General features: G+C 69.6%; 12 protein-coding genes. 7 read left to right on the top strand and 5 right to left on the bottom strand.

Annotation, left to right across the window (positions count from 1 at the left end; translation table 11 throughout):
* Positions 1 to 8: 8 nt before the first annotated feature.
* The 3 genes from AC1DC5_RS02740 to AC1DC5_RS02750 all read right to left on the bottom strand — a co-directional run bounded on the left by AC1DC5_RS02740 (position 9) and on the right by AC1DC5_RS02750 (position 2,786).
* Positions 9 to 680 carry a methionine ABC transporter permease gene (locus tag AC1DC5_RS02740; RefSeq protein ID WP_441404521.1) on the bottom strand — a complete coding sequence of 224 codons (672 nt, stop codon included), beginning with the start codon at positions 678 to 680 and terminating at the stop codon, positions 9 to 11.
* Positions 677 to 1,753, bottom strand: coding sequence for a methionine ABC transporter ATP-binding protein (locus AC1DC5_RS02745; RefSeq protein ID WP_476864093.1), 1,077 nt, complete (start codon positions 1,751 to 1,753; stop codon positions 677 to 679). The genes AC1DC5_RS02740 and AC1DC5_RS02745 overlap by 4 nt, the downstream gene beginning before the upstream one ends.
* Before the next feature lie 322 nt (positions 1,754 to 2,075).
* The gene (locus tag AC1DC5_RS02750; protein WP_476864094.1) at positions 2,076 to 2,786 is read right to left on the bottom strand and encodes an exonuclease domain-containing protein; all 711 of its coding nucleotides are present in this window, start codon (positions 2,784 to 2,786) and stop codon (positions 2,076 to 2,078) included.
* Between the two features lie 151 nt (positions 2,787 to 2,937).
* On the opposite strand from AC1DC5_RS02750, the gene AC1DC5_RS02755 reads away from it, so the two are divergent.
* The 3 genes from AC1DC5_RS02755 (at position 2,938) to AC1DC5_RS02765 (ending at position 10,315) form a co-directional block, all read left to right on the top strand.
* The gene (locus tag AC1DC5_RS02755; RefSeq protein ID WP_441404524.1) at positions 2,938 to 3,354 is read left to right on the top strand and encodes an MGMT family protein; all 417 of its coding nucleotides are present in this window, start codon (positions 2,938 to 2,940) and stop codon (positions 3,352 to 3,354) included.
* 152 nt (positions 3,355 to 3,506) lie between these two features.
* Entirely contained in the window at positions 3,507 to 6,767 is a 3,261-nt protein-coding gene (locus AC1DC5_RS02760) for an ATP-dependent helicase (RefSeq protein WP_476864163.1), read from the top strand.
* A complete protein-coding gene (locus tag AC1DC5_RS02765) occupies positions 6,764 to 10,315 on the top strand; it encodes an ATP-dependent helicase (protein ID WP_476864095.1) in 3,552 nt (1,183 codons plus the stop codon). Before AC1DC5_RS02760 ends, AC1DC5_RS02765 begins: the two co-directional genes overlap by 4 nt.
* Here AC1DC5_RS02765 and AC1DC5_RS02770 read toward each other — a convergent pair.
* On the bottom strand, positions 10,312 to 11,829 hold the full coding sequence (locus tag AC1DC5_RS02770) for a macrolide 2'-phosphotransferase (protein WP_476864096.1): 1,518 nt from the start codon (positions 11,827 to 11,829) through the stop codon (positions 10,312 to 10,314). The genes AC1DC5_RS02765 and AC1DC5_RS02770 overlap by 4 nt on opposite strands.
* 189 nt (positions 11,830 to 12,018) lie before the next feature.
* Between AC1DC5_RS02770 and nudC the strand changes: the two genes are divergently transcribed.
* The 3 genes from nudC to AC1DC5_RS02785 all read left to right on the top strand — a co-directional run bounded on the left by nudC (position 12,019) and on the right by AC1DC5_RS02785 (position 16,049).
* A complete protein-coding gene (gene nudC, locus AC1DC5_RS02775) occupies positions 12,019 to 13,086 on the top strand; it encodes an NAD(+) diphosphatase (protein WP_476864097.1) in 1,068 nt (355 codons plus the stop codon).
* Between the two features lie 141 nt (positions 13,087 to 13,227).
* Positions 13,228 to 15,369, top strand: a complete 2,142-nt coding sequence (locus AC1DC5_RS02780; RefSeq protein ID WP_476864164.1) for an ATP-dependent DNA helicase UvrD2 — start codon at positions 13,228 to 13,230, stop codon at positions 15,367 to 15,369.
* On the top strand, positions 15,369 to 16,049 hold the full coding sequence (locus AC1DC5_RS02785) for a M48 metallopeptidase family protein (RefSeq protein ID WP_476864098.1): 681 nt from the start codon (positions 15,369 to 15,371) through the stop codon (positions 16,047 to 16,049). The genes AC1DC5_RS02780 and AC1DC5_RS02785 overlap by 1 nt, the downstream gene beginning before the upstream one ends.
* 144 nt (positions 16,050 to 16,193) lie before the next feature.
* Here the strand turns inward: AC1DC5_RS02785 and AC1DC5_RS02790 are convergent, their stop codons facing one another.
* Positions 16,194 to 17,684 (bottom strand): zinc-dependent metalloprotease, encoded by a 1,491-nt coding sequence (locus AC1DC5_RS02790; RefSeq protein WP_476864099.1) that lies wholly within the window; start codon positions 17,682 to 17,684, stop codon positions 16,194 to 16,196.
* A gap of 236 nt (positions 17,685 to 17,920) precedes the next feature.
* On the opposite strand from AC1DC5_RS02790, the gene AC1DC5_RS02795 reads away from it, so the two are divergent.
* Entirely contained in the window at positions 17,921 to 19,069 is a 1,149-nt protein-coding gene (locus AC1DC5_RS02795) for a YlbL family protein (protein WP_476864100.1), read from the top strand.
* Positions 19,070 to 19,197 lie beyond the last annotated feature (128 nt).

Below are 19,197 nucleotides of genomic sequence, written 5' to 3' on the forward strand. Positions count from 1 at the left end.
GTCCGGCGTCAGCGGTGGTCGAGGCTGCGGGAGATCCGCTCGCCGACCAGCTGGATGACCTGGACCAGGACGATGATCAGCACGATGGTGACGAGCATGACCGTGACATCGAAGCGCTGGAAGCCGTAGTTGTAGGCGAGCTTGCCGAGGCCGCCGCCGCCGACCAGGCCTGCCATAGCGGAGAACCCCACGAGGGTGACCACCGTGGTGGTGGCGGCCGCGACGAGGGCGGGGAGGGATTCGCGCAGCATCACCTTGTTGATGACCTGCATCTTGGTGGACCCCATCACCTGGGCGGCATCGATCTTGCCGTGGTGCACGTCGCGCAGGCAGTTTTCCACCAGCCGGGCGAAGAACGGGATGGTGCCGATCGACAGTGACACCGAGGCGGCCACCGGGCCGAGGCTGGTGCCGGTCAGGGCGCGGGCCAGCGGAATGAGCGCCACCATCAGGATGGCGAACGGGATGGAACGGGTGATGTTGACGATCACGTCGCTGAGGATCCGGTTGGTGACCGGCATCGGGCGGAGTCCCCCCGGGGCGGAGACGTGCAGGAACACGCCCAGCGGCAGTCCGATCAGCACGGTGAAGAAGGACGATATCCCCACCATCTGGAGGGTTTCGATGATGGCCTCGGGCAGGGCCTTGGCCAGGACGGGATTGCTGAAGATGTCGTTCATGAGTTACCTCCCTGTTCCCCGTTGGTGAGGACAGAGGCCGGAACGGCAGAGCCGGCGGTGTTGGGGTCCTGGGCTGCGGCGGAGGCCGAACGCTTCGCGCCGATGCCGCGTTCGTGCAGGTAGGCCAGCACGGCGTCAGCGTCCGTGGTTTCGGCCAGCTGAACACGCAGGTGGCCGAACTGCTGGCCGCCGAGGGTCTCCACGCTGCCGGCCAGGACGTTGATGTCAATGTCGAAATGCCGGGCAACGCCGGTGAGGACGGGTTCCTTGGCGCTGTCGCCGGAAAACAGGATCTCCAGCACCGGCCCGCGCTGCAGTGCACCCGTCAGGGGCTCGGACGCCGGCAGCGGCAAGAGTGCCTTGGCAAGTTTGCTGTCCAGGTCACCCGCGACGTCCCGCAGCGCGCCGTGCTCGACGATGCGGCCGCGGGAGAGCAGCGACACGGATTCGCAGACACGCTTCACGACGTTCATCTCGTGCGTGATGATCAGCACGGTGAGCTGCAGGCGCTTGGTGAGGTCCTGGATCAGGTCCAGGATTTCTTCCGTGGTGGCCGGGTCCAGGGCCGAGGTGGGCTCATCGCACAGGAGCACGTCCGGATCGGAGGCCAGGGCCCGGGCGATGCCGACACGCTGGCGCTGGCCGCCTGAGAGCTGCGCAGGGTAGGCATTCTCGAACCCTTCGAGTCCGACGAGCTTCAGGAGCTCGGCCACCCGGGTCCGGATCTTTTCCTTCGGAGTTTTCACGAGTTCAAGGGGATGCGCCACGTTTCCGGCCGCGGTGCGGGAGTCCATCAGGTTCGCGTGCTGGAAGACCATGCCGATGCGCCGCCGCGCGGCCCGGATTTCCGAGTCCTTCACGGAGCTGAGCTCGGTGCCGTCAATGCTGACGGAGCCCGACGTCGGACGGTCCAGCAGGGTCAGGCAGCGCACCAGGGTCGACTTGCCGGCACCCGAATGGCCGATGATGCCGTGAATGGAGCCCTTGGGCACCGAAAGAGTGACGCCGTCGAGGGCTACCACCTCTTTTTTGCCCTGCTGGTAGACCTTGCGCAGGTCGGTAACTGTGATCATCTATCCCTTGGCGGTTTGGGGTCGGCGCGGCATAACACACGCCGGGTTCTGAACTTAATTATGTCAGGGGCGCCATTTGGCATCCACTTGCGCATTTAGTTCGTCACAAAGGGTAAAACGATGCGGATAATTCAGCTGTGCGCCCGATTGCCCGGGCGGCGCGGCTGTGCCTCCCCGGTTCCCGGAATCCCTGACAGCGGCGTCGGGGTGTGGCGGGGGCCGGGGCGGACTGTGATTTCCGTCCCAACGACTTGCGCGGCGGCGGCCGGACCTCCCGTCCGGGCGGGCGCCGGGGCGGTGCGTCGGACAAAAAACTGCCGGGCTAGAAGTCCCCGCGGCTGGCGTCCTCGGGCGGGAGGACCGGCCAGTCGCCCTCGATGACGGCGGCGGGCTTGGATTTGCGCAGGTAGCTCTGGAAATCCGAGGCCTGCGCGGAGGCCCATTCGACCTGGAGCTGGTGCAGGTGGCTGGCCGGCATCCGCAGCTTGGGGAACTTCCCGGCCATGGCGTCGAGCATACGCAGGGTGGCCAGGGCGTCAGCCGCCGAGGTGTGGGCGTTGTCCAGGTTCACCCCGTACTCCTCGCACAGGGCCGTGAGTGTGCGCTTGCCCTTGCGGTAGCGGTCCACCTGCTTGTTCATGATGTACGGATCCAGCACGGGGAAACGGCTCAGCTGCGGCACGCCGTAGCGGGCCGATTCCGCGGCGAGCACGGTGAAGTCGTAGCTGGCGTTGAACGCGATGACCGGCACCCCGGTGTCGAAGAGCTCCTGCAGCACAGCGGCGACCTCCCGCGTCACCTCCGCGGCGGGGCGGCCTTCGCTGCGGGCACGCTCGGTCGTGACGCCGTGGATGTCACTGGCCTCCGTCGGGATTTCGACCCCCGGATCGGCGAGCCACTCGTGCTCGTTGATGATCCCGCCCGCGGCGTCAACCACGGTGATGGACGCCGTGACGATCCGGGCGGCACGGGAGTTCCGTCCGGTGGTTTCAAGGTCGAAGGCTGCGCGGGGGAGGGTGTTCCAGGTGCTCATGCTTCAACGCTACCTGCTGCCACCGACGGTAATGCGCCGCCACCCCGTGCCCCGCACGGCGCCGCCTGACTTGCGGCCGCAGCGGCTGAACCGGGCCGAAGCGGACCTGCGCGGTGGGCGGTCGGCGTCCTCCGGACGCTAGGCTTGTGCCATGCGGATGGAGTATGTGGAAGCGGTGCTGGAAGTGGTGGCATTGATCCCCGCAGGCACCGCGGTGGCGTATGGCGACGTCGCCGAACTACTCGGGTCCGGCGGTGCCCGGCAGATCGGTTCCGTCATGAGCCACCATGGCAGCTCCGTGCCCTGGTGGCGGGTCCTGAAGGCCAGCGGAGACGCGCCTCCGGGGCACGAGCGCGAGGCACTTGCCCTGTACCTGCAGGAAGGCACCCCGCTGCTGGGCAGCTATGCCGAGTATCTCCGGGCCGGCGAGGGACGCTGGCGCGTGGACCTCATGGCCGCCCGCTGGGCACCGGGCGACGGCGAGTTCGACATGATCGACGCGGTTGCCGAACGGCTGGAGCGCTCCTTGCATAAACTGTCGGCCCCCGATGATGAAATGACTGTGTGAGCATCCCCAGCCAGAATCCTGCGTCCGCCCCGCCCACAGCAACACAGCCCACAGCAGCACAGCCCACAGAAAAACAGCCGACGTCGGGCGCGCCTTCGAAGGGCGGGCCGCGTCCTGCCCGGTCCGGCACCTCGGGCAACTCCGGTTCCGCGCTGCGCCTGCTGCCGCCGCGCAAGCTGCACAGTGCGGTGCCCGTGCTGTCCGCGGACCAGCTCGCCGCCGTCGACGTGCCCCACGGCTCCGGTCCCGTCCTGGTCCCGGGCGCGCCGGGGACCGGCAAATCGACGGTGCTCGTGGAGGCGGCCGTCCGGCGCGCTCAGCGGGACGGCCTCGACCCGGAACGGATGCTCATCCTCGCCCCCGGACGCCTCGCCGCCGATTCGCTCCGGGACCGCTTCACCGCGCGGCTGGACCGCAGCTTGAGTACGACGCCGGCCCGCACCTGGGCGTCGTACGCCTTCGACCTGATCCGGCGCGCCAAGGCGGAGGGAATCCTGCCGCTGCCCCGCCCGCCGAAACTCCTGTCCGGCCCGGAGCAGGACCTGATCATCAAGGAACTGCTGGAAGGGCACGCGCAGCCCGGGCTCGAGTTGCCCTGGCCGGAGGACCTGGGCGCGGCCCTGCAGACCCGCGGCTTCCGGCAGGAGGTCCGGCAGCTCTTTGACCGGATCATCGAATCCGGACGGACCGCCGGGGACCTCGTGGTCCTCGCCCGCCGCTGCCACCGGCCGGACTGGGTCGCCGCGGCGGCCCTGTACGCCGAGTACCGCGACGTGCTGGACCTGCGCATGCCCGAATCCTTTGACCCGGCCGGCATCATCACCGCCGCACGCCAGATCTTCCAGGACCAACCGGACTTCCTGGCCGCCGAACGCGACAGGCTCCAGCTGGTCCTCGTGGACGACATGCAGGAAGCCAACCCTGCCGTGTTCGAGCTGCTCGCGGATATCGCCGCGGGCAAGGACGTCCTCATCACCTCATCGCCGGACACAGTGGTCCAGGGATTCCGCGGCGCCCGCCCCGACCTCGTGGCTGAGCTTCCCCGGTTGCTCGCCCCCGCCGGCGGCACCGTCATCGAAAGGCCGCTCTGGACCGCGCACCGCCACACTCCGGCCGTCGCGGACGCCTGGCTCTCCGTCGCCGGGCGGATCTCCCGCCGGGCCGGCGGACAGTCCGCGCGGCGGCTCGAACAACCCCGGGATTCCGGCCCCGCCGGCGGCACGGTGGAGGCGCACCTGCTGCCGTCGCCGGTGCACGAACTTCGGTATGTCGTCCAACGGATCCTGGAAGCCCAGCTGAACGACGGCCGCGAACTCGGTGACATCGCCGTCATCGTCCGCAACGGCGGCCAGCTCAGCCAGCTGCAGCGCTACCTCGCCGGCCAGGGTATCCCGGTCCGGATCCCCGTGGCCGAATCCGCGGTCCGTGACGAAGTCGCCGTCCGGCCCCTGCTCGACGCCTATGCCGTGGTCCTGGACCCGGCTCTGCTGAGCCCCGAGGCGGCCGTGGCGCTGCTGACCTCGCGGATCGGCGGGGCCACCGCGATCGAGCTGCGGCGCCTGCGCCAGTCCCTGCGCCGGGAGGAGCTCCTGGGCGGCGGCGGCCGCACCAGCGATGTTCTCCTCGTCGAGGCGCTGCTCGAACCTGGCGCGCTGGCCACCCTCGGCATCGAGGGGCACTCCGCGCGCCGGATTGCCCGGATGATCCAGGCCGGCCGGGACGCGGCCCAGGCTCCCGGCGGCAACGCAGAAACCGTGCTGTGGGCGCTCTGGAGCTCCACCGGCCTCGCCTCCCGCTGGACCGAGGCGGCGCTGGCCGGGGGAGCGGCCGGGGCCCGGGCGGACCGGGACCTCGACGCTATGATGGCTCTCTTCCACACCGCCGAGCGCTTCGTGGACCAGCTGCCCGGATCGGGACCGGAACAGTTCCTCGAGTACCTGCTCAGCCAGGAACTCCCGATGGACACCCTCGCCGCACGGGCCCAGCTGGAGGACGCCGTGGAACTCATGACGCCGGCCAGCGCCGCCGGCCGGGAATGGCCCGTGGTCATCGTCCCCGGCCTGCAGGAAGGCGTGTGGCCCAACACCCGGCTCCGCGGCGAACTGCTCGGCAGCACGCTGTTCGCCGACGCCGTCGAACATGGCGTGGACTATGCCCTGCAGCTGGATCCCCTCAGCCGGCTGCGCGAAATCCGCTATGACGAACTGCGGAGCTTTTCCACCGCCGTGTCACGGGCGCAGGAGGTGCTGATCTGCACGGCCGTGTCCTCGGAGGACGAGCAGCCCTCCTCGTTCCTGGACTACGTGGCGCCGCTGGACCCGGACCAGGACCGGCGCGGTTTCACCCCGGTGGAGCGTCCGCTCACCCTGCGCGCCCTCGTGGCCGAACTGCGCCAGTACGCCCAGCTCGACGCCGGAGTCCCCGAAGCGCTGGAAGCCGGCGCCGTGCTCGGTGCCCTGGCCGCCGCCGAGCCGCCCGTCCCCGGCGCGCACCCCGCGAGCTGGTGGGGCCTGGCGCCGCTGTCCACCGAGGAGCCCGTAGTACCCCCGGGCGGCACCGTCTATGTGTCGCCGTCGAAAGTGGAAACCGTGCAGAAGTCGCCGCTGGACTGGTTTGTCCAGGCGGCCGGCGGCGAGGCCGCCACCGACTTTGCCCGCAGCCTGGGCACCCTGGTCCACGCCATCGGGCAGGACCTGCCGGATGCCTCCGGCAGCGAATACGTGGCCGAGCTGGTACGCCGCTGGCCGGCGCTCGGGATGAAGGACAACTGGGAAGGCAAGCTGGACTTCCAGCGCGCCGAAAACATGGTCCGAAAGCTCGCCCAGTACGTGCTGGTGATGCGCAGCGAGGGCCGGTCCCTGGTGGGCGTCGAGCAGGACTTCGAAGTGAAACTCCCGGACGTTGCGGCCTCGGCCCGCAGCGCCAACGCCCCCGGCGACAACGCCGCCGGCACCGAGGGCGAATCGTGGCCGGCCCGCCCGGCCGTGCTCCGCGGCCAGGTCGACCGGCTGGAAATCGACGCGGAGGGCCGGCTCGTCGTCGTGGACCTCAAGACCGGCAAGCGGCAGCCGGGCAAAGCCGATCTCGAGCGGCATCCGCAGCTTGGCGCCTACCAGGCGGCCGTGCTGGCCGGCGGATTTGCCGGCCCCGACGACGGGCCGCCCCCGCTCCCCGGCGGGGCCGTCCTGGCCCAGCTCGGCACCACCACCAAGAGCCCGGGCATCCAGGCCCAGACGCCGCTGGACCCGGCGGAGAACTGGGCACTGGACATGGTGGGCGATGCCGCGCGGGTCATGTCCGGAAGCGCCTTCGAGGCCCGCCACGATCCGTCCAAGGGCGGCCACGGCGGCCACGGCTGCCGCCTTCCCGAAGTCTGCCCGCTGTGCGTGCGGGGAAAGCAGGTCACCGAATGAGCGCCGAGACAACCACGGCGGCAGGGCTGGAGGCTGCCACGCGGCCGGACGCCCTGCCGCGGCCGCGGTTCACCCCCGGGGAGCTCTCCGCCATGCTGGGGGAAAAGAACAGCCCCACCGCCGAACAGTCGCACATCATTTCCTCGCCGCTGTCACCCCGGCTCGTCATTGCCGGCGCCGGGTCGGGCAAGACCGCCACCATGGCCGACCGCGTTGTGTGGCTCGTCGCCAACGGGTGGGTCCGGCCGGAGGAAGTGCTCGGCGTGACTTTCACCCGGAAAGCCGCCGGGGAGCTGGCCACCCGCATCCGCGCCAAGCTGGCCGCGCTGCAGCGCATCGCCGCGGCCGATACCCAGAACCAGGTCTTCCCCGCCGGACTGCTCAGCACCGACGCCCTGGAACCCAAGGTCTCCACCTACCACTCCTACGCCAGCGGGATCGTGTCCGATTACGGTCTCCGACTCGGCGTCGAACGGGATGTCGTGCTGCTCGGCGGCGCCCAGTCCTTCCAGCTCGCCAGCGAAGTCGTGGAGGCGTTCGACGGCGACTACGAACACTTCCGCGCCGCCAAGTCCACCCTGGTCAAGGCCGTCATCCAGCTCGCCGGCGAGTGCGCCGAACATCTCCAGGACCCGTCCGGGGTCCGCGGCTGGCTGCTGGACCGGGTGGCCGAGTTCGAATCTCTGCCCTATCTCGCCACGGCCAAGAAGAACCCCAGCCAGGCGGCGGGGGAGCTCAGCGGGCTGCTGCGCACGCGGGCCAGCGTCGCGGAGATGGTGGGACGCTACACGGACGCGAAGCGCGCCCGCGGCGCCCTGGACTTCGGCGACCTCGTGGCCCTCGCGGCCCGTGTCGCCAACGAGATCCCGGTCGCCGCGGAAACCGAAAGGCAGCGCTACAAGGTGGTGCTCCTGGATGAGTTCCAGGACACCTCGCACGCCCAGCTGGTCCTCTTCTCCCGGCTGTTCGCCGACGGCCACGCGGTCACGGCGGTGGGGGACCCGAACCAGTCCATCTACGGGTTCCGCGGCGCATCCGCCGGCCAGCTCTTCCACTTCGTCCGCGAATTCCCGGTACGGCTTGCCGCAGACGAATCTGCGGACGAATCTGCCGGCGGCGGGGTTCCCGAGTCCGGCGTTGCCGGCACGGACAACACCGCGCGCTTTGCCGTGGCGCCGACGTCGTACCTCACCACCGCGTGGCGCAACGGCCGGAACATCCTCGCCGCCGCCAACGTCATCTCGGCACCGCTCAGCCAGGCCGCAGCCCAGACCGGCCCGGCCGGCGAACGCGACACCGCCGGCGGCGTCGAAGTGCCGCCGCTGCAGCCCAGCCCGGCCGCGGTCCAGGGGCGCGTGCTGATGGGCCGCTTCGGCACCGACGAGGACGAGGCAACGGCGATCGCGGACGACGTGTTGAAGTTCCGGGTGACCGACTTTGACGCCTCGACAGCGGAGCCTGAGCCCCCCGCCATGGCTGTGCTGTGCCGGCGGCGCGCCCAGATGGAATGCATCCGCCGCGAGTTCGAGGTGCGCGGGATCCCGTATGAGATCGTCGGCCTCGGCGGGCTCCTGGACACCCCCGAGATTGTCGACCTGGTCGCAACCCTCCGGGTGCTGGCCGATCCGGGCCGCTCTGACTCGCTCATGCGCCTGCTCGCCGGGGCGCGCTGGCGGATCGGCGCCGCGGACCTGATGGCCCTGCGGGACTGGTCCAGCTTCCTTGCCCGGCGCCGCGGCCGGCCCGGCGGCACGGACGACGACGCCGCCGCCGCCGACGTTGCAGAGGCTGCGGTGATCGAGGGTGACCTCACTGACGCCGCCAGCCTGGTCGAGGCCCTTGACTGGCTGCCGCGCGAGGACTGGACCTCGGCGCACGGCCGCCGGCTGAGCCCCGAGGCGCTGGAACGCCTGCACCGGCTCTCGGCGGAGCTGCGGCAACTGCGCGGCTACATGGGGGATGACCTCACGACCCTCCTCGGCGAGGTGGAGCGGGCCATGCTTCTGGACATCGAAGTGGCCGCGCGGCCCGGAATCAGCATCCACCAGGCCCGCCGCAACCTGGACGCCTTCCAGGACGCCGCAGCCGGTTTCCTGTACACGTCACAGCGGGTCGATGTACTCGCCTTCCTGGCCTGGCTGGAGGCCGCGGCCGCCGAAGAGAACGGCCTTGACGCCGCTGCGCCGGAGGTGAACCACGAAGCCGTGCAGCTTCTGACGGTCCATGCCTCCAAAGGCCTGGAATGGGACGTGGTGTTCGTGCCCGGGCTTAATGCCGGGGCGTTCCCCAGCAGCCGGGATTCGCGCTGGAGCAGCGGCAGCGCCGCGCTGCCGTGGCCGTTGCGCGGGGACCGCGCGGACCTGCCGCAATGGGACCTCGACCACCCGGACCAAAAAGGCTGGCTCGACGCCGAGAAGGAGTTCAAGTCCGCGGTGCAGGTACACGGCGAGGCCGAGGAACGTCGGCTCGCCTACGTGGCTTACACCCGGGCCAAACACGTGCTCTGGGTTTCCAGCGCCGCATGGGTCGGCTCCCGCGCCGGCATGGCCGACATGTCGCCCTTCCTGGCCGAGCTTGAGATTCTTATTCCCGACGGCGCCGCCGGGATCCACCCCCAGTCCGTCAGTGAGGAATCGCTGCCGGACGAGAGCCCGCTGACCTCGGAACTGGAAGTGGCCGGGTGGCCGTATGACCCGCTTGAGGGGCCGACCGATCCGCGCACAGGAGCCCGGCTGCGGCTGGTTCCGGGCCGGCGTGCGGCCATGCAGTCTGCGGCGGCACGCGTGCTGGACTCACTCGATTCCGGAGTGCTCGTGGCCGCCGCGGCAGAGGCAAGCGGCGCTGATCGGGGACGGCGCCGGCCCTTGCGCGGCCCGGCCGGCGGCTGGGCGCTCGAGGCTGCGACCTTGCTGGAACGCCGCTCCCGCCGCACCCTGGTGCAGGATGTGCACCTGCCGGGCCACATCTCCGCGTCCACCCTGGTGGATCTGGAAGACGACGCCGGCTCCGTCGTCGCCCGGCTGCGGCGTCCGGTCCCGCGGGAACCGGGGATGTCCGCCCGCAAGGGCACCGCTTTCCATGCCTGGGTGGAGGAGTACTTCGGCACCGCCGGCATGCTGGACCTCGGCGAGGCGGCAGGCTCCGATGACCATATCGACGAGGCCTACGGACTGGACACCATGGTGGAGACCTTCCGCCGGTCCGAGTGGGCCAACCGCGCCCCGGCCCACGTCGAGGTGCCGGTGGAGACCCGGATCGGTGACGTCGTGGTCCGCGGCCGGATCGACGCCGTCTTCCGCGATGCCGACGGCGGCTGGGACCTGGTGGACTGGAAGACCGGCCGCCGTCCTTCCGCCGCCCAGCTCAAGACCAAGGCCGTGCAGTTGGCTGTGTACCGGCTCGCTTGGGCCCGGCTCAAGGACGTTCCCCTGGACCAGGTCCGGGCAGCGTTCTACTACGTGGCGGACAACCAGGTGGTCCGCCCGCACGATCTGGGCTCAGCGGAACGGCTCGAACAAATCGTGGCCACGGCCCTGGGAGCAGGCTAGCGGAGCTTCGCCTCGACCACCGTGAGAGCGGTGGTCGACGCGTCGTCGGCAGCGCGCGCCTGGTCTTCAGGGGCCACCGCGTCAGCATCGGCCGGAACCGGACCGTCTGCCTGAACCGGCTGAACTGCACCGCCTGCTGGAACTGCCCCGCCTGCTTGATTGGCACTGTCTGCCTGAACGTGACCGTCTGCCTGAACTGCGGCGATCGACTGCGTCGAGGTGTCTTCGTCGGACTTCTCGTCGGCGGCCGGTTCGTCGACGGGGATTGCCGTCACTGAGACGCTGGAGACCTTGTGGGCCGCAGGCCCGGCCTGCCCGGCGCCGTCGGCGGTGCCGGCACGCTCCTCTTCGCCGGCACTGTCGATTTCGACGCTGTCGGCTGCGCCGTCGGTGTCAGGGGCGTCGACAGGGATCGGCGTCACCTGGACGGCAGGCATCGCGCTGCCGGTTGGAACGGCGGCAAGCCCGGACACCGAATCCGGGGCCAGCAGCGTGACCTTGCTGACGGCCGGGAGCGGCACGTTGTCCGGTCGCGGTGCCTGGCCAAGATCAGGGGCGGGCGCCGGCGCCGGGAGTGGTTCAACACTGATCGGCTGCCCGCCGTGTTCGGCGACGTCGTCGGCGAGCACGGTCAGCATGGACTCGGCCTCGTCGATCATGTCCTGGTTCCCGGCGGCGAGGCCCTTGACGAGGTACTGTGCCAAGGCGAATTCCGCGGAGAGCGCTGCACGGCGCAACAGGTGGGCGTCGGGCACGTCGCGGCGGGAGGAGGTGTAGTGCTCCAGCACGGAGTCCACGAAATCCTGGTCGTTGGATGCGACGAGCCAGGCCATGTCGTCGGCCGGGTCACCGATGCGCAGATCGGTCCAGCCGGTCACGGCGGTGACGCGGTCGCCGTCGACCATCAGGTTGTCCTCGTGGAGGTCCCCGTGGACCACGCAGGGGTTGAAGCGCCACAGGGAGACGTCTTCGAGGGCATGTTCCCAGCGGCGGAGCAGCAGCGGCGGAATCTTGCCGGTGGTCGCGGCCTGGTCCAGTTCGTTGAGCCGGCGCTGGCGGAACTCGTTGGGCGTGTAGCTGGGCAGATCGGCGTTGCTGACCAGCGAGTGGGGCAGGTCATGGATGGCGGCGAGGGCCGCGCCGATTTCGCGGGCGACTGCGGGGGGCGCGGCGCCGAGTTCTTCAACGGACTGCGTGGAACCGGCCAGATGGGAGTACACGAAAGTGCTCAGCGGTCCCTGCCGCACCGTGCCGGCAATGGTGGGCATCAGGAAGGGGAGCTCGGCCCGGATGGCCGGGACGAAAGCGCGGAGCACCAGGAATTCCGTTTCCAGCCGGGCACTGGCCTCGGCGTGGCGCGGCGAGCGGACGCGCCAGCGCTTGCCTTCGGAATCCACGAGTAAAGCCGAATCGAAGTCTGCCGGATCGTCGGGCGCAGAGCTAACGGCGGTCGGGGTCAGTCCGGGGACTGCCGCGGTTGCCACAGCTGCCAGTTCGATTGGTTTTCTTCTCACTCTTCCACGGTAGATTGACCGGCGCCGAAGACTGCGATGCACCACGGCGAGTCTGAAAGATCAGGAATAAATTGCGCCCCGGGAATCCGTTGCCAAACCGCCCCGGCGGCCGCCCGCCGGGCACGTGCGGATGCCCACATACGAGGGAGAAAAATGTCATTTGTCAGCGCGAGTCAGTACGGTGGGTACATGAGTCTTGCGGAGTCACCGGCGCCCAATCACCAAGCCCGGACGGGCACGTTAACCTCCGCGCACCCCGGCCCGGCAGCCAACCTGCTCGATGACTTCGCCCTTCCCGTGCGGCCGGCGCTGATCGACCGCGGATCAGCGGCCCGGCTGAAGCCCGGAATGCTTGAGGCGCTCATGGCCGCCGGTGGCGCACGCGCCATGGTGCTGTCCGGCCGGCAGGCCCTCATCGACGGCAACAGCCTGGTGCTGCTGGATGCGGCCGAACTGGCCCGGCACCTGCAGGACACTGCCTACGCCCCCGATCAGCTGATCTACCTGGGTTCTGCCCTGCCAGGCACGGATCTCGCCGCGGGCACCGAACTGGTGCTGTTTATCCTGCCGCAGCAGTTCGAGGTCCAGGCCGAGGAATTCGAGGCCCACATTGCCGGGATCCCCGAGGGCGCGCAGTGGGCCGGGTTCCGTGACGTCGCGGCGGCGCTGAACCCCACAGACACCGCCATCTTCGTCGAAGCCAGCGCCATCGCGAACTGGCACGCCACCCACACCCACTGCCCGCGCTGCGGGACCCCAACGGCGCCGGAAGCCGGAGGCTGGGTACGCCGTTGCCCCTCGGACGGCTCAGAGCATTACCCGCGGACCGATCCGGCCATCATTGTCACTGTCGTCGGACCGGACGGCCGGCTGCTGCTCGGCGGCGGCGGCCCGCTCGATGCCAGGAACTACTCCACCCTCGCCGGCTTTGTCGAGCCGGGGGAGTCGCTGGAACAGGCCGTCGTGCGGGAGATCGGCGAGGAAGTCGGTGTGCGGGTCACCGCGTGCCAGTACCTCGGGTCCCAGTCGTGGCCCTTCCCCGCCTCGCTGATGCTCGGTTTCACGGCCACCACCGAGGACACCGAAGCCACGCCCGACGGCGTCGAAGTCACCCGGGCACGCTGGTTCAGCCGGAGCGAACTGCAGGAAGCAGTGCTCAGCGGCGACATCGTCATCTCCAGCAGGCTGTCCATTGCCCGGTCCCTGATCGAGCACTGGTACGGCGGTGTCATCCAGGACCGCGCGGACACCGCATGAGGCCCTCGTGACAACACCCAACGGCACCGACCCGCGGCAGATCCTCCGCCGCGGCGCATCCACAGGACATCCTCGAACGGCTGAGCAGCAAAAGTGAACACAGATATCTTCCAGTCCAGCGCCTTCCCGTCCGGCGACGGGGTGCCGGAAGCGGAACCCCAGGCGCCGGACAACCGCTCCCTTGAGGAGCGCATCCTCGGTGGCCTCGACGCCGAACAGCGCGACGTCGCCAGCACCCTGCAGGGACCCATGTGCGTCCTCGCGGGCGCCGGTACCGGAAAAACCCGCGCCATCACCCACCGGATCGCCTACGGCGTGCACTCCGGGGTGTACAGCCCCCAGCGGCTGTTGGCCGTCACCTTCACCGCCCGGGCGGCGGCCGAAATGCGCAGCCGCCTTCGCGACCTCGGCGTCGGCAACGTCCAGGCCCGGACCTTCCACGCGGCAGCGCTGCGCCAGCTTCAGTTCTTCTGGCCCCAGGCCGTCGGCGGAGTCCTGCCCAACCTGCTGGACCACAAGGCCCAGATGATCGCCGAGGCCGCCCGGCGGTTGCGCCTCAGCACCGACCGCGCCTCGATCCGGGACCTGGCCTCCGAAATCGAATGGGCCAAAGTGTCCATGCTGACGCCCGCCAACTACCTGGAAAAAGCCCAGGGCCGCGGCACGCCGGGGGGCTTTGACCTGACCGCCGTCGCCCGTGTCTTCCAGTCCTACGAGGACGTCAAGACCGACCGGAACGTCATCGACTTTGAAGACGTCCTGCTGATCACCGTCGGCATCCTCCAGGAGGACCCGAAGGTCGCCGCCACCGTCCGCGAGCAGTACCGGCATTTCGTCGTCGACGAGTACCAGGACGTTTCGCCGCTGCAGCAGCGGCTGCTGGAACTGTGGCTGGGCGGTCGTGACGAGCTGTGCGTCGTCGGCGACGCCAGCCAGACCATCTATTCGTTCACGGGCGCCTCGCCGAAGCACCTGCTCGGCTTCAAGGCGCAGTACCCCGAGGCCACCGTGGTCAAGCTGATCCGCGACTACCGCTCCACCCCGCAGGTGGTGAAACTGGCCAACGAGCTGCTGGGCGGCCGGCGCAGCGGCGGCCCCGCTGCCGACGCCGCCTGGGCCACGCCCCTGCAGCTCGTGGCGCAGCGCCCGCCCGGCCCGGTCCCGCAATTCACGGAGTGCTCTGACGACGAGGCGGAGGCCGCCACCGTGGCGGTCAAGGTGCGCGGACTCCTCGACGCCGGCACCCCGGCCAGCCAGATCGCCGTGCTGTTCCGCACTAACGGCCAGTCCGAGGCCTACGAACAGGCGCTGGCCTCCGCCGGGATCGGCTACCAGCTGCGCGGCGGCGAACGGTTCTTCGCGCGCAAGGAAGTCCGCGACGCCATCCTGCAATTGCGGGCAGCCACCCGGGCCGTGGCGGAAACCGCCAGCCCCGAGCCGCTGGGCCAGCTCGTCCGCGACATCGTCGCCTCGCTGGGATACACCGAGGCCGCCCCGCACAGCGGCGGTGCCCTCCGGGAACGCTGGGAATCCCTCGCGGCGCTCGTGGCGCTGGCCGACGAGCTCGTGGTCAGCCGCGGTGCCCTGTTCACCCTCTCGGAGTTCGTCAACGAACTCCAGGAACGCTCCCTCGCCCAGCACGCCCCGACCGTGCAGGGCGTCACCCTCGCCTCGCTGCACGCCGCCAAGGGCCTCGAATGGGATGCCGTGTTCCTCGTCGGGCTCAGCGAGGGCCTCATGCCGATCTCCTTCGCCGACAGCCCCGAGTCAGTCGATGAGGAACGCCGGCTGCTGTACGTGGGGATCACCCGCGCCAGGGAGCACCTGTTCCTGTCCTGGTCCACGGCGCGCACGCCGGGCGGGCGCGCCAACCGCAAGCCCTCGCGCTTCCTGGACGGGCTGCGTCCCGACTCCGTGGCCAGCTCCTCGGCCCGCGGCAAGGGACCCGCGCCGCGGCGCAAGGCCGCCGTGCCGGCCACCTGCCGGGTCTGCGGGACCATGCTCTCCTCCGGCGCCGAACGCAAGGTGGGCCGCTGCAACCAGTGCCCGCCCAGCTACGAGGAGCAGACCTTCGATGCGCTCCGGCAATGGCGCAAGGACATCGCGCTCGAGGCCGACGTCCCCGCCTTCGTGGTCTTCACCGACGCAACCCTGACCGCCATCGCCGAAGCCCGGCCCGAATCTCTCGAGCAACTGGCCACGTTGCCAGGTGTGGGCCCGTCCAAGCTGGAGAAGTACGGTGAGGCAGTACTGGCAGTGCTGGTCGAAAGCGCCACCGTCTGATGGCCGGCCGCAGCACCACACGTTCCGGCAAACAGGCAGGCAGCCCGGCAACCCCCGCAGCCACGCCGCTGACCACCGCCGACGGCGCCCCGGTGGAAGTGCGGCGCTCCGCCCGCCGCCGCCGCACCGTTGCGGCATTCTGGGAAAACGGCACCGCCGTGGTCGCCATACCGGCCTCCTTCAGCCGCGCCCAGGAACGCGAATGGGTGCACCGGATGCTGGAGAAGCTGCGGCTCCAGGGGGAGCGCGGTACCCGCGGCGCCGGCAGGCGGCGTCCGCGCAGCGATGCCGCCCTGGCGGCGCACGCCGCGGAGCTCTCCGCCAGGTACTTCGGCGGCCGGGCGGTGCCGTCCTCTGTCCGCTGGGTGGGCAACCAGAACTCGCGCTGGGGGTCCGCGACGCCGTCGGACGGGACCATCCGGCTCTCCGACAAGCTTCAGCCCATGCCGCAGTGGGTGATCGACTATGTGCTCCTCCACGAACTGGCGCACCTGCTGGTGGCCAGCCACAACTCCGCGTTCTGGCGGCTGCTCGAGGCCTACCCGGACACGGCCCGGGCCAAGGCATTCCTCGAGGGCGTCTCCTTCGCCACGTCCCGCGGCCTCGCGCCGGCCGGTGACGAGGACGACGTGGACGGCGCCTGCGAGGGCAACGTGGACGCGGACACCATAAGCGTCTGAATTCCCTGCTCGGGCTGGCCGTTCGGGCTGGCACCACACGACCGGCCCTAGCCGACCCGCCCGCGTCGCCGAAGACCGGTTGCCGGCGGCACGCAAAAGCCCCGGCAGAAACCGAAGTTCCGGCCGGGGCCACCGGGTATTCAGCTAGGGCTTGGGGTTCTCGCCGTTGCCGGCAGCGTCGCCGGTTCCGGCCTCGCCGGACTCTTCACCGGCGTCACCGGGTTTCCCTGATTCCCCTGCGCCATCGGTGTCTTCGGTGCCTTCTATGGACTGACCCGCGTCCTCGGGCTCGTCGAATCCGCCGCTCAGCAGCTTCTGCAGCGCGTCGTCAACCTCGGAGTCGCTGGCCTCGGCAAGCTTCCGGCGTTCGCTGAAACCCTTCGGGTCTTCCAGGTCTTCGGCGGTGGGCAACAGGTCCGGGTGGTGCCAGATGGCGTCGCGGCCGTCTACACCGCGTTCGTCCTTGAGCGAGGCCCACAGCGCGGCGGCCTCCCGGAGCCGGCGCGGCCGCAGCTCCAGTCCCACGAGGGAGGAGAAGGCGTGTTCGGCCGGTCCTCCGGTGGCGCGGCGGCGCCGAACCGTCTCGCGCAGCGCGGCAGCCGAGGGCAGCATCTTTTCGGTGGCGGCCCAGCTCAGTTCATCAACCCAGCCTTCCACCAGGGCAAGGGCAGTCTCGAGCTTCTCGAGGGCCTGCTCCTGCGCGGGGGTGCGCTGCGGCATAAAGACGCCCTGCGACAGGGCCTCCTGGATGCCCTCCGGGTTGCCCGGATCCAGTTCGCGGGCGAGTTCCTCGATCTTGGACGTATCGATGTGGATGCCGCGGGCGTATGCTTCGATCGCGCCGAGGAGGTGCCCCCGCAACCAGGGAACCTGGACGAAGAGCCGGGCGTGGGCTGCTTCACGGACTGCGAGGAACAGCCGGATGTCGTTCTCCGGCAGGCTGAGGCCTTCGCCGAATTTGGCCACGTTGGAGGGCAGCAATGCCATTTCGAGGTCGGCGAGCGGCACCCCGATATCCGTGGAGCTGACAACTTCTGCCGACAGGGCGCCGATGGCCTGGCCCAGCTGCATGCCGAAGATCGCCCCGCCCATGTTCTGCAGCATTGAGGAGGCGCCGCCCATCATGGACTTCATTTCCTCCGGCATCTGCTCGGTCATGGCGGCGGACAGCGCATTCGCGATGCTGTTGGCTACCGGCTCGGTCAGGCGTTTCCAGGTGCCGAGCGTTTCTTCAACCCACTCGGCCCGGGACCAGGCCCGGCCGATCAGCCCGGTGGCAGGCAGCCCGGTGACCTGGTCAAGCCACAGTTCGGCCAGCCTCAGGGCCTCATCCACTTCCCGCGACTGCTGCGCCGTGACAGACGGGTCGGAGCCGCTGGCGGCTACGCGCCGGGCGTTCTCGTGCGCCAGTTGCCAGTTGACGGGGCCATCCGACGGGGCGCTCATCATGGCCTGAACCTGGGAGAACATCTGGGCGAGGAGGTTCGGGTCGTCCGGAAGCCCCGCGGCCTTCGCCAGTTCCGCAGGGTCAATGTTCCCCATGCCCTGGCCGCCCATCAGGTTCTTCAACATTTCTGCCAGCGGATCCTGGGGTTCCTCGTCGCCATTGGACGGATTAAGTGGGTTGGAGGTCATGATCCCGCCGATCGTCGGTGTGGCTGCTTCTCACGTTCACGGTACCCCGCTGCCAGCGGGCTGTCTGCTGAAACCCCGCCACGTTCGCTGTCGGCAAAGAGCCCGGCAGGCAGCCGAGCGCGTAGTGTTAGACACTGGAATATTTGCAGGCGGCAGCCGCGGCCCAGGCTGCGGACGCGGTGCGCTGACCAGGGGATCCGCAGGGTCCCCGGGCGCCGGCACGGAGAGGTCCTTCATTGACAATTACGCAGGGCGGGCAGCCCGCCAGCGAGCCGGCCGCCGGCCAGTCCCGGGGCAGACGATCGCTCCTCTCCGGACCACGTTCCGCGGGGAAGCCGGACAAGCGCTCATCAGCCATGCTGGTGTCGGGGCTGCTCGCACTGGCGCTGGGTATCACCGCGGTGAGCCTGCCCGTCCCCTACGTCGTGGAATCACCCGGCCCGACGTTTAACACTCTCGGCAGTGACAACGGCAAACCGGTCATCAATGTCACCGGCCATGAGTCGTTCCCGGCGAAAGGCAACCTGGACCTCACCACCGTCTACGTCGACGGCGGTCCCAACGGTCCGGTGACCGTCGTGGAAGCGCTGTCGGCCTGGCTCAATGGCTCCAAGGCCGTCTACCCGGAAGAACTCGTTTTCCCCACCGGGGTCACGAAGGAACAGTCACAGCAGGAGAGCGCTGTGGCGATGACCACCTCGCAGGAGAACGCCGTAGCTGCCGCCCTCAAGGAACTGGGCATTCCGTTCGAGCAGAAAATGCAGGTCGCGGGTATCCCTGAGGGGTCCGCCTCCGCCGGCAAGCTCCAGGAAAACGACGTGCTGGTGTCCATCAACGGCAAACCGGCCACCGCGCTGAGCGTCGTCCAGGCCGAACTGGCCGCCGGAAACGGCGCCCCGGTGGACGTCGTCGTCGACCGTGGCGGCAGCAATGTGACGGCAAACATCACGCCGTCGAAGACCCCCGCCGGGCGGTTCATCCTCGGCGTCATGCTGCAGTACCAGTTCAAGTTCCCCTTCGACGTCAAGATTTCCCTCGACAAGGTCGGCGGTCCCAGCGCCGGGATGATGTTCGCCCTGGGCATTGTGGACACCGTTACTCCCGGCGATATGACCGGCGGCAAGCACATCGCGGGAACCGGCACCATCACCCCCGACGGAGCCGTTGGGCCCATCGGCGGCATCAGCCAAAAAATGCACGGCGCGCGGTCCGGCGGCGCCACGCTGTTCCTGGCACCGGCCGCAAACTGCGACGACGTCGTCGGCCATATCCCGGACGGACTGCAGGTGGTTCGGGTCGAGACCCTGGCCGAAGCGCGGAAGGCGGTCGAACTGGCCGCGTCAGGGGCCGACACATCCGGTCTTCCGATTTGCTCCACCAACTAGACTGGCCGCGGAACTAAGAACCGCTGCCACTCGTGGCACATATGACGGCTCCGCCGCCCCTTACGGGCGGTGCCGGCGGCAGGCACGGCGCGGCAACCTGGGTTGCCGCGTCGAAGCACCGCACTGAT

This window comes from Arthrobacter sp. 10L424 (assembly GCF_056395325.1).

Bases quoted from the DNA above. Each gene is read 5' to 3' on its own strand.
- AC1DC5_RS02740 (WP_441404521.1), bottom strand. From the start codon at position 680: ATGAACGACATCTTCAGCAATCCCGTCCTGGCCAAGGCCCTGCCCGAG.
- AC1DC5_RS02745 (WP_476864093.1), bottom strand. From the start codon at position 1,753: ATGATCACAGTTACCGACCTGCGCAAGGTCTACCAGCAGGGCAAAAAA.
- AC1DC5_RS02750 (WP_476864094.1), bottom strand. From the start codon at position 2,786: ATGAGCACCTGGAACACCCTCCCCCGCGCAGCCTTCGACCTTGAAACC.
- AC1DC5_RS02755 (WP_441404524.1), top strand. From the start codon at position 2,938: ATGCGGATGGAGTATGTGGAAGCGGTGCTGGAAGTGGTGGCATTGATC.
- AC1DC5_RS02765 (WP_476864095.1), top strand. From the start codon at position 6,764: ATGAGCGCCGAGACAACCACGGCGGCAGGGCTGGAGGCTGCCACGCGG.
- nudC (WP_476864097.1), top strand. From the start codon at position 12,019: ATGAGTCTTGCGGAGTCACCGGCGCCCAATCACCAAGCCCGGACGGGC.
- AC1DC5_RS02785 (WP_476864098.1), top strand. From the start codon at position 15,369: ATGGCCGGCCGCAGCACCACACGTTCCGGCAAACAGGCAGGCAGCCCG.
- AC1DC5_RS02790 (WP_476864099.1), bottom strand. From the start codon at position 17,684: ATGACCTCCAACCCACTTAATCCGTCCAATGGCGACGAGGAACCCCAG.